Source organism: Ruegeria sp. BHSA118, assembly GCF_059613405.1.
On record NZ_JBXWSM010000045.1, the window covers coordinates 25,865 to 35,792 of the forward strand.

The 9,928-nt window shown below is 59.3% G+C and carries 9 protein-coding genes and 2 tRNA genes; 9 read left to right on the top strand and 2 right to left on the bottom strand.

Going from position 1 to position 9,928, the window contains the following annotated elements; genetic code table 11:
- Positions 1 to 39 precede the first annotated feature (39 nt).
- The 4 genes from AC2FNN_RS14210 (at position 40) to AC2FNN_RS14225 (ending at position 7,037) form a co-directional block, all read left to right on the top strand.
- A complete protein-coding gene (locus tag AC2FNN_RS14210; protein ID WP_496759192.1) occupies positions 40 to 1,815 on the top strand; it encodes a sensor domain-containing diguanylate cyclase in 1,776 nt (591 codons plus the stop codon).
- Between the two features lie 39 nt (positions 1,816 to 1,854).
- Positions 1,855 to 2,976: an alpha-hydroxy acid oxidase gene (locus tag AC2FNN_RS14215; protein ID WP_496759193.1), complete on the top strand. Its 1,122-nt coding sequence runs from the start codon at positions 1,855 to 1,857 to the stop codon at positions 2,974 to 2,976.
- Positions 2,977 to 3,136: 160 nt separating this feature from the next.
- On the top strand, positions 3,137 to 6,574 hold the full coding sequence (locus AC2FNN_RS14220; protein WP_496759194.1) for a pyruvate carboxylase: 3,438 nt from the start codon (positions 3,137 to 3,139) through the stop codon (positions 6,572 to 6,574).
- Positions 6,575 to 6,653: 79 nt separating this feature from the next.
- Positions 6,654 to 7,037, top strand: coding sequence for an MAPEG family protein (locus AC2FNN_RS14225; protein ID WP_496759195.1), 384 nt, complete (start codon positions 6,654 to 6,656; stop codon positions 7,035 to 7,037).
- Between the two features lie 15 nt (positions 7,038 to 7,052).
- Here AC2FNN_RS14225 and AC2FNN_RS14230 read toward each other — a convergent pair whose 3' ends face one another.
- A complete protein-coding gene (locus AC2FNN_RS14230; RefSeq protein WP_496759196.1) occupies positions 7,053 to 7,205 on the bottom strand; it encodes a hypothetical protein in 153 nt (50 codons plus the stop codon).
- Positions 7,206 to 7,355: 150 nt separating this feature from the next.
- On the opposite strand from AC2FNN_RS14230, the gene AC2FNN_RS14235 reads away from it, so the two are divergent.
- The 3 genes from AC2FNN_RS14235 to AC2FNN_RS14245 all read left to right on the top strand — a co-directional run bounded on the left by AC2FNN_RS14235 (position 7,356) and on the right by AC2FNN_RS14245 (position 8,480).
- A tRNA-Gly gene (locus tag AC2FNN_RS14235) sits at positions 7,356 to 7,430 on the top strand.
- A gap of 33 nt (positions 7,431 to 7,463) precedes the next feature.
- Positions 7,464 to 7,538 (top strand) — tRNA-Gly (locus AC2FNN_RS14240).
- Positions 7,539 to 7,619: 81 nt separating this feature from the next.
- Positions 7,620 to 8,480 (top strand): GNAT family N-acetyltransferase, encoded by an 861-nt coding sequence (locus tag AC2FNN_RS14245; protein WP_496759197.1) that lies wholly within the window; start codon positions 7,620 to 7,622, stop codon positions 8,478 to 8,480.
- Here AC2FNN_RS14245 and AC2FNN_RS14250 read toward each other — a convergent pair.
- A complete protein-coding gene (locus AC2FNN_RS14250; RefSeq protein ID WP_496759198.1) occupies positions 8,477 to 8,716 on the bottom strand; it encodes an Lrp/AsnC family transcriptional regulator in 240 nt (79 codons plus the stop codon). The genes AC2FNN_RS14245 and AC2FNN_RS14250 overlap by 4 nt on opposite strands.
- Before the next feature lie 153 nt (positions 8,717 to 8,869).
- Between AC2FNN_RS14250 and hisB the strand changes: the two genes are divergently transcribed.
- Both hisB and hisH read left to right on the top strand, forming a co-directional pair.
- Positions 8,870 to 9,457, top strand: coding sequence for an imidazoleglycerol-phosphate dehydratase HisB (hisB, locus tag AC2FNN_RS14255; protein WP_496759199.1), 588 nt, complete (start codon positions 8,870 to 8,872; stop codon positions 9,455 to 9,457).
- Positions 9,458 to 9,928: imidazole glycerol phosphate synthase subunit HisH (gene hisH / locus AC2FNN_RS14260; RefSeq protein WP_496759200.1), on the top strand; the 471-nt coding region annotated here is incomplete at its 3' end.

Below are 9,928 nucleotides of genomic sequence, written 5' to 3' on the forward strand. Positions count from 1 at the left end.
TGACTGGGATGTTTGGCAGAGTGTTGTGGGAGCGGACATATGAAACAGGCGGAACTGACGGGTCAGTCCTCAAGGCTTAAAATGATGGGCGTGGCCCTGATGCTGCTCGTGCTGACGGCAGCAGCGGGTTGGGGGATCTATGCCGCCCCGGCGCCAGTGGTTGATCGCATGCTGGAAGCAGACCTGCGAAAAAACGCGATGCGGATGAGCCGCCAGGTCGAAAGCCATCTGAACGATCTTGAACAGACATTCCGTTTTCACGCATTGACTGAGCATGACGAGGAGTTTCTGGAGCTACTGCCCGAAACCACGGACATTTACCGCTTCAAGCTGTTTGATGCTTCGGGGCAGGTGTTCTGGTCGACCCGCGCAAACGACGTCGGGTTCGTGAATACGAAATCCTATTTCCAGTCGATCGTCGCCGCCGGAGGGCTTTATTACAAACACGAAGAGAAGCCGATTACCGAAGTTGATTCCTTTGTTGTCGACAATTCCCGGGATACGGAACTGAGCAGCCGCCATGTGGCCGAGGTCTATTCGCCGATCATCAAGGACGCGACGTTCCTGGGCGCGATCGAGTTCTATTCCGACATAACCGACCTGCGGAACCTGTTCATCACGCGCGTTCGCCTGTCTCTGGCGCTGCTGAGCGGGGTCGCCCTGCTGGCGCTGACGACAGTCATCCTGATGGTCCATCGCACCAACCGTCGTCAGGTTCTTGATCTGCGCAAACGGGCCCAGAAAGAGAGGGAGCTGATGGACGAACAGCTGCGCCTGGCCCGAGAGGTCCGCCTGCTGGGTGAATTGAACGAATGGCTGCAATCAAGCCGGTCGCTGGATGAACTCTTCGACATGGTGTCTCGCTTCATGACCCACATCCTGCCAGAGGCCGAAGGCAGCGTGTATGTCTACTCAAACTCACGCGATGTGCTGGATGGCTGCGCCAGCTGGAACGGTGGAACTCATAAATCCCACATTCACCCCGAAGGTTGCTGGGGCTTGCGGCGCGGCCGGACCTACGAGTTCGGCGCATCCGAGATTGATTTTGTCTGCGAACACGCCGAACCGCATGACGGGCGACCCTATTTCTGCTTTCCCATTCTGGCCCATGGCGAAACCGTTGGTCTTTTGCATCTGCGGGCACTTGAGGGGCGCGAAGACTGCTTCAACAAGAGCCGCAAACTGGCCCAATTATGCGCCGAACAGATCAGTATGGCGATCGCCAATGTCCGCATGCGGGATCAGCTTCACGACCAATCGGTACGAGACCCCCTGACCGGGCTGTTCAATCGCCGCCATATGACCGAGACGCTGCGCAAATCCATCAGCCGCAGCCAACAGACGGGCGCCGCACTGAGCCTGATCGCCGTGGACGTGGATCACTTCAAGAAGTTTAATGATACTCATGGGCATGATGCGGGCGACATGGTGTTGCGCGCCGTCGGCGCCGCCCTGGAACAAGGGTGCGACCGGGATGAAGTCGCCTGCCGCATCGGTGGTGAAGAGTTCATGCTGATCCTGCCTGACAACAGCCCCGAAGATGCCATGACCCGCGCCGAACAACTGCGCGAGGCGGTTGAAGCCGTAACCGTACGGTATGGTGAGAAGGCGTTGCCGCGCATTACGATATCGGTCGGGGTCGCACATTACCCGGCCCACGGCACCATGCCGCAGGACCTGATGCGCGCGGCAGACGATGCGCTTTATGTCGCCAAGGACAAGGGGCGCAACCAGGTGCATGTCGCAAGCGGTGCCAGGAACCAGACCCAAAATACGCCGCCTGAAAACCGGCAACCACCTAAGGATGCAGCTTAAAAAACTTGCCGAATCGCATGGCAGGTCGGATCAATCTGCATGGACTTGCACAGCACCTATCCCGGCATACCGGATCTGAAACACCGTGCGCGCCGTCGCCTGCCGCATTTCGTGTGGGAGTATATCGACAGTGGAACCGGGATTGAAACGACACTGCACCGGAACCGCCAGGCGCTGGATGACGTGCGCCTCTGCCCCTCGATTCTGCATGGCGAGCTGGACTTTGATACGTCAAAGACGTTTCTCGACGCTTCGTATCCGCTGCCGTTCGGAATCGCGCCGATCGGAATGTCCGGGCTGGTCTGGCCCCGCGCCGAGCAGCTGCTTGCCAGCGCGGCCGCAAAAGCGGGTATTCCCTATACCCTGTCGACGGTAGCCAGCCAAAGCCCCGAAGACATGGCACCGCATCTTGGGGACAATGCCTGGTTTCAGCTTTACCCGCCCCGGGATCCGGATATTCGAAAGGACCTGCTGAACCGGGTCCGCAAGGCCGGGTTCAAAACCCTGGTCCTCACCGCGGATGTTCCCGTCGCATCGCGCAGGGAAAGGCAGACACGATCGGGCCTGCGGCAACCGCCAAAGCTGACCCCGCGCATTCTGGCGCAGATCGCCCAGAGACCCGCCTGGGCAATGGGCATGCTGCGCAACGGTGTGCCGCACATGCGAACACTGGACAAATATATCGAAAATCCCGGGAATCTGCCGCCCACGGCTCATATCGGTTATCTGCTTCGAACCTCGCCGGATCTGGACTATGTCAAATGGCTGCGCGACCATTGGGACGGGCCGCTTGTTCTGAAAGGCGTCCTGCGACCAGAGGATACGAGCAGGCTGGAACAGGTTGGCGTCGACGCCTTGTGGGTGTCGAATCACGGCGGTCGTCAGTTCGACGCGGCCCCGGCCAGCATTGAGGTTCTTCCCTCTGTCCGGGATGCGACCCGCCTGCCTCTGATCTTCGACAGTGGTGTCGAAGGCGGTCTGGATATCTTGCGGGCCATGTCACTGGGCGCAGATTTCGTCATGCTCGGGCGGGCTTTTTTGTATGGTCTTGCGGCACTTGGCGCGCGGGGGCCTGCACATGTCATCGAGATTCTCAGGCAGGACCTGCATGCAAATATGGGCCAGATGGGCCTGGCAAGCCTGTGTCAGACTGAGAGTTAACGTTAAACATTTGATGCTGCGGCGCAGCAAAAGTATAAGGGCGCTGCGATCATAGGGCGTTTGCGAGCGATAACATGCCGGTTCTACCCAGAAGAACGGATATACCTGCGCGTATTCTCCGCCCAATAAGACGCCCATACACAAAAGACCGGGACCTATCATGACAGACTTCAACAAGATCCTGATCGCCAACCGCGGCGAGATTGCCATCCGCGTCATGCGCGCAGCAAACGAGATGGGAAAACGAACCGTCGCCGTTTACGCTGAAGAAGACAAACTGGGCCTGCACCGGTTCAAGGCGGACGAGGCATATCAGATCGGTGAAGGCATGGGGCCGGTTGCCGCCTATCTTTCGATCGACGAGATCATCCGTGTTGCCAAGCAATGTGGTGCCGACGCGATTCATCCGGGATATGGCCTGCTGTCCGAAAACCCGGATTTCGTCGATGCCTGCGTCAAGAACGGCATCACCTTCATCGGCCCCAAGGCGGAAACCATGCGCGCGCTTGGCGACAAGGCCAGCGCGCGACGCGTAGCCATCAAAGCAGGTGTTCCGGTCATTCCTGCCACCGAAGTTCTGGGCGATGACATGGACGCGATCCGCAAGGAGGCCGCCGAAATCGGCTACCCGCTGATGCTCAAGGCGTCCTGGGGCGGCGGCGGGCGCGGCATGCGCCCGATCCAGTCGGAAGAAGAGCTGGAAGAGAAAGTGCTGGAAGGCCGTCGCGAGGCCGAAGCCGCATTTGGCAATGGCGAGGGTTATCTGGAAAAGATGATCATTCGTGCGCGCCACGTCGAGGTGCAGATCCTGGGCGACAAGCACGGTGAAATCTATCACCTGTACGAACGTGACTGTTCGGTCCAGCGCCGGAACCAGAAGGTCGTGGAACGCGCCCCAGCCCCGTATCTGAGCGATGAACAGCGCGCCGAGATCTGTGAGCTTGGCCGCAGGATCTGCGCCCATGTGAATTATGAATGTGCCGGCACGGTCGAGTTCCTGATGGATATGGACACCGGCAAGTTCTACTTCATCGAAGTCAATCCGCGCGTGCAGGTCGAACACACCGTGACCGAAGAAGTCACCGGCATCGACATCGTGCAGGCACAGATCCTGATCGCCGAGGGCAAGACGCTGGCCGAGGCGACCGGCATGGCCAGCCAAAAGGACATCCAGCTCAACGGCCACGCGTTGCAGACACGGATCACCACCGAGGACCCACAGAACAACTTCATCCCCGACTATGGCCGGATCACCGCCTATCGTTCGGCCACCGGTATGGGCATTCGTCTGGATGGCGGCACGGCCTATGCCGGCGGGGTGATCACCCGGTTTTATGACTCGCTGCTGACCAAAGTCACAGCCTGGGCCCCGACGCCCGAAAAGGCGATTTCCCGGATGGACCGCGCCCTGCGCGAGTTCCGCATCCGCGGGGTTTCGACAAATATCGATTTCGTCATCAACCTGCTGAAGCACCCGACCTTCCTGTCGAACGAATACACCACCAAGTTCATCGACACGACGCCCGAGCTGTTCACCTTCAAGAAGCGGCGCGACCGCGGCACCAAGGTTCTGACCTATATCGCGGACATCTCCGTGAACGGGCATCCCGAAACCAAGGATCGCCCGGAACCGCGTGCTGACCTGAAGGAGGCCAGGCCCCCAGCACTGAAAGCCGAACCGCAGATGGGCACCCGCAACCTGCTGGAGCAGAAAGGCCCGCAGGCGGTGGCCGACTGGATGAAAGCACAGCGCCAACTGCTGATCACCGACACCACCATGCGCGACGGGCACCAGTCGCTGCTGGCGACCCGGATGCGCTCGATCGACATGATCAAGGTAGCCCCCACCTACGCGGCGAACCTGCCGCAGCTGTTCTCGGTCGAGTGCTGGGGCGGCGCGACTTTCGACGTGGCCTATCGGTTCTTGCAGGAATGCCCGTGGCAGCGCCTGCGGGACCTGCGCGAGGCGATGCCGAACCTGATGACCCAGATGCTGCTGCGCGGCGCAAACGGCGTGGGCTATACGAACTACCCAGACAACGTGGTGCAGGAGTTCGTGCGTCAGGCGGCGACAGGAATTGACGTATTCCGCGTCTTCGACTCGCTGAACTGGGTCGAAAACATGCGTGTTGCGATGGATGCGGTCGTCGAAAGCGGCAAGATTTGCGAAGGTACCGTCTGTTACACTGGCGATATTCTTGACCCGGATCGCGCCAAGTACGACCTGAAATATTATGTCGGCATGGCGAAAGAACTGCGCGACGCCGGCGCGCATATTCTGGGCCTCAAGGACATGGCGGGCCTGCTGAAACCGGCCTCGGCCAAGATCCTGATCCGGGCGCTGAAAGAAGAAGTTGGGCTGCCGATCCATTTCCACACACATGACACCGCCGGTATTGCCAGCGCGACCATTCTGGCCGCGTCCGAGGCGGGCGTGGATGCAGTTGACTGCGCGATGGACAGCTTCTCGGGCAACACCAGCCAGGCGACGCTGGGTACGGTGGTCGAGGCGCTGCGCCATACCGACCGCGACACCGGGTTGGACATCAAGGCCATCCGTGAAATCAGCGATTACTTCGAGGCTGTGCGTGGCCAGTATGCGGCCTTTGAATCCAGCCTTCAGGCCCCGGCGTCCGAAGTTTATCTGCACGAAATGCCGGGCGGTCAGTTCACCAACCTCAAGGCGCAGGCACGCAGCCTGGGTCTGGAAGAACGCTGGCACGAAGTGGCGCAGATGTATGCCGACGTGAACCAGATGTTCGGTGACATCGTCAAGGTCACGCCGTCTTCCAAGGTCGTTGGCGACATGGCGCTGATGATGGTCAGCCAGAACATGACCCGTGAACAGGTCGAGGACCCGAATACCGACGTGGCCTTCCCCGATTCGGTCGTGGACATGATGCGCGGCAATCTGGGTCAACCTCCGGGCGGGTTCCCCGAGACCATCATCAAGAAGGTGCTGAAAGACGAGGTTCCCAACACGCAGCGACCCGGCAAGGATGTGCCCCCGGTCGATCTTGAAGCCACTCGCGCCGAACTGTCCAAGCAGCTGGAAGGCAAAGAGGTCGATGACGAGGATCTGAACGGCTATCTGATGTATCCCAAGGTGTTCCTGGACTACATGGGTCGCCACCGGGTCTACGGTCCGGTCCGCACCCTGCCAACGCGCACCTTCTTCTACGGGATGGAGCCGGGCGAAGAGATCACGGCGGAAATCGATCCAGGCAAAACGCTGGAAATCCGCTGTCAGGCGATTGGTGAGACCGATGAAAAGGGCGAGGTCAAAGTGTTCTTTGAACTCAACGGCCAACCGCGCGTGATCCGGGTTCCGAACCGGTTGGTCACCTCGACCACGCAGGCGCGGCCCAAGGCCGAGGTCGGCAACCCGGATCATGTCGGTGCGCCGATGCCCGGTGTTGTTGCCACCGTCGCCGTAACAGCGGGCCAGCAGGTCAAGCAAGGCGATATGTTGCTGACCATCGAGGCGATGAAGATGGAAACCGGCATCCACGCCGAGCGCGATGCAACCGTCAAGGCCGTTCATGTTCAGCCCGGAGGCCAGATTGACGCAAAGGACCTTCTGGTCGAGCTGGAATAAGCTGCCGAACCGGTTACAGTTCAAAGGGCCGCGCGGGAAACCACGCGGCCCTTTTTCTATGCCGGAACGGAGACCCACCATGCTTGCTATCACCCCGATCTATGCGGCCCTGATCGCTATTCTTTACGTGGCACTCAGCGTCAAAGTGATCCTTCAGCGCCGCAGCGACAAAATCTCGGTCGGGGATGGGGGCAGCAAATTGATGATCAAGGCGATACGGACACATTCCAATTGCGCCGAATACGCCCCTATCGCCCTTTTGCTGATCGCCATGGTGGAATTGCAGGGCGCGGGCGGGTTTATTTTGCATATACTGGGCTTGATGTTGCTGGCCGGGCGTCTGCTGCACGCTTACGGATTCGGGCGCACGCCCCAGATCGTCATCCTGCGGCAGGCTGGCATGAGCCTGACGTTCCTGGCCATTCTGGTTGCGGCCATCGCCAACCTGATTCTGGCGCTGTAACTCGGCTGGCGGGTGTTATCCCGTCAGATCCGTCGTCATCACATGGGGCGCTTGCAACAAAACGGGCGTGATCCGATTGCGTTCGTGATCGTCCGATTCCGGCATCGCGGTGACCAGCAAGATCATCGCGGCCAGCGCCATTATCTTCATGTCTGCAACAGAAATCATGAAAGCCCCTCTGCCTGTGTCCTTTTTTGATCAGTGTTCGAGATTGAACGAGCCGGATGCCGGGTTCCGTCGAAATATTTTTCCTCTTTTTTGTGTTTTTCCGCTTGCAGCCCCGCGTGGGAATTTATACATCCCTCCTCACTCAACGGCGCGGGCGTAGCTCAGGGGTAGAGCATAACCTTGCCAAGGTTAGGGTCGGGCGTTCGAATCGCCTCGCCCGCTCCATTGAGAGGTCTTCGGACCACGTATGTATCTGATGCGGGCGTAGCTCAGGGGTAGAGCATAACCTTGCCAAGGTTAGGGTCGGGCGTTCGAATCGCCTCGCCCGCTCCAGATACAAAACTCTCCATACATGCTGGTTCTTCACAAGACATTGCGTCATTCTGGTTGCATCGCCCAACGCAGGATTCACCCATGTCTGATTACGTCATCCGCCCTCTTACCGTTGACGAGGTGCAAAAGGCCGTTGATTGGGCCGGGCGCGAAGGGTGGAACCCGGGGCATCACGATGCTCGTTGCTTCCATGGCACGGATACTCGCGGGTTTCTCGGGGGGTTCCTGAACGGCGAAATGATCGCTTCCATCTCGGTCGTTCAGTATGATGAAGCGTTTGCGTTCCTTGGGTTTTACATCGTCCGGCCCGAGTTTCGCGGATCGGGCCACGGGCTGGAAATTTGGCGGCACGCCTTGGCAAACTGCAATGCGGGCAACATCGGTCTGGATGGGGTCGTTGATCAGCAACACAATTACCGCAGCTCGGGGTTTGCTTTCGCCTATAACAACTATCGTTTCACGGCGACCGTGGAGAAGTTGCAGCAGGCACTGACCCCATCAACCGGCGTTGAGCCCCTGACGGCGGCCTCCGAGGCTTTGTTCGCCTACGACCGGCACCTTTTTCCGGCCCGCCGCGACGCGTTCTTGCAGGGCTGGATCAGCGCGCCGGGCCATGTGTCCCGCGTGTATTCCGAGGATGGACAGATCAAGGGGTATGCAACGTTGCGCCCCTGCCGGACAGGGCACAAGATCGGGCCGCTTTTTGCAGATCGCGAGAGCATTGCCGAAGCCCTGCTGGCCAGTTTGCTGGAGACCGTGCCACCCCACCATTCACAGGACGCCGTTTTCATTGACATGCCTTTGCCCAACACGGCCGCGTTTGCGCTGGCCGAAAAGCTGGGGTTGGAAAAGGTGTTTGAAACGGCCCGGATGTATTCCGGCCACGCGCCGGATATCGATCTGAGCCGTGTCTTTGGCGTCACCACATTCGAACTGGGTTAAAACGCCTTGAACGTCATCGTGGTCAGCGAGCGTTCGATATTGGGAATCACCAGCAGGTGTTCGTTGATGAAATGGCCGACATCCTCGGATTCCGGGATGTAGAGCTTCAGAAGCAGGTCGTATTCACCGCTGGTGGAATACAGCTCGGAATGAATTTCGCGCAGGGCGATATCTTCGGCAACCTTGTAGGTGGTTCCGGGCTTGCAACGGATCTGGATGAAAACGCAGGTGGACATGGTTTGACTCTATCGGTTCGTGTTGTTGGCAAGCTGACACGGGGCCAAGCCGGGTGCAATCCCCTGCAACAGTTTGCAGCGAACGCGTCAAGCGGTCTGGATAGGTCGCCCATCCGGGTCTATAAGCGCGCCTGTAGCAAAAGGAATTCGCCCATGCGCAGCGCAAAGATCAGCCGCCAGACTGCCGAAACCGAAATTTCGGTCGAGATCAATCTGGATGGCACCGGCATGTATGACAACCAGACCGGAGTTGGCTTTTTTGATCACATGCTGGATCAACTGGCGCGCCATTCGCTGATCGACATGACGATCCGCGCCAAGGGTGATTACCACATTGATGATCACCACACGGTCGAAGATACCGGCATCGCGCTGGGGCAGGCTTTGACGCAGGCCCTGGGTGACAAAAAGGGTATCCGGCGCTATGGCGAATGCCACCTGCCGATGGATGATGCTCAGGTACGCTGTGCGCTGGACCTGTCGGGCCGCCCCTATCTGATCTGGAATGTGGACCTGCCGGCGCAGAAGATCGGTGCGTTCGACACAGAACTTGTGCGCGAGTTCTTTCAGGCGCTCAGCACCCATGGCGGCATCACGCTGCATATCGACCAGCTGCACGGCTTCAACAGCCATCACATCGCCGAGGCCGCATTCAAGGCGGTTGCCCGCGCGCTGCGGGATGCGGTCGAAACCGATCCGCGCAAGGCAGACGCGATTCCGTCGACCAAAGGCGCGTTGTAAATGCTGACCGCCATTATCGACTACGAAAGCGGCAACCTGCACTCGGCGGAAAAAGCGTTTCAGCGCATGGCGCAAGAGGTCGGCGCCGGTGAGGTTGTTGTCACCTCGGACGCGGATGTTGTGGCACGCGCGGATCGCTTGGTTCTGCCCGGCGACGGGGCGTTTCCGGCATGCGCTGCAGAATTGCGTGGTCACAAGGGCATCTATGACGCGATGGTCGAGGCGGTCGAACAGAAAGGCCGCCCGTTTCTGGGCATCTGCGTCGGCATGCAGCTGATGGCAACCAAGGGCCATGAATACAGCGAAACGGATGGTCTGGACTGGATTGCCGGCGATGTCGTCAGGATCGAGCCGTCAGACACATCGCTGAAAGTGCCACATATGGGCTGGAACGATCTTGTTCTGGACAGCGATCACCCGGTGTTTAACGGGGTGAAATCCGGCGATCACACCTATTTCGTCCATTCCTAC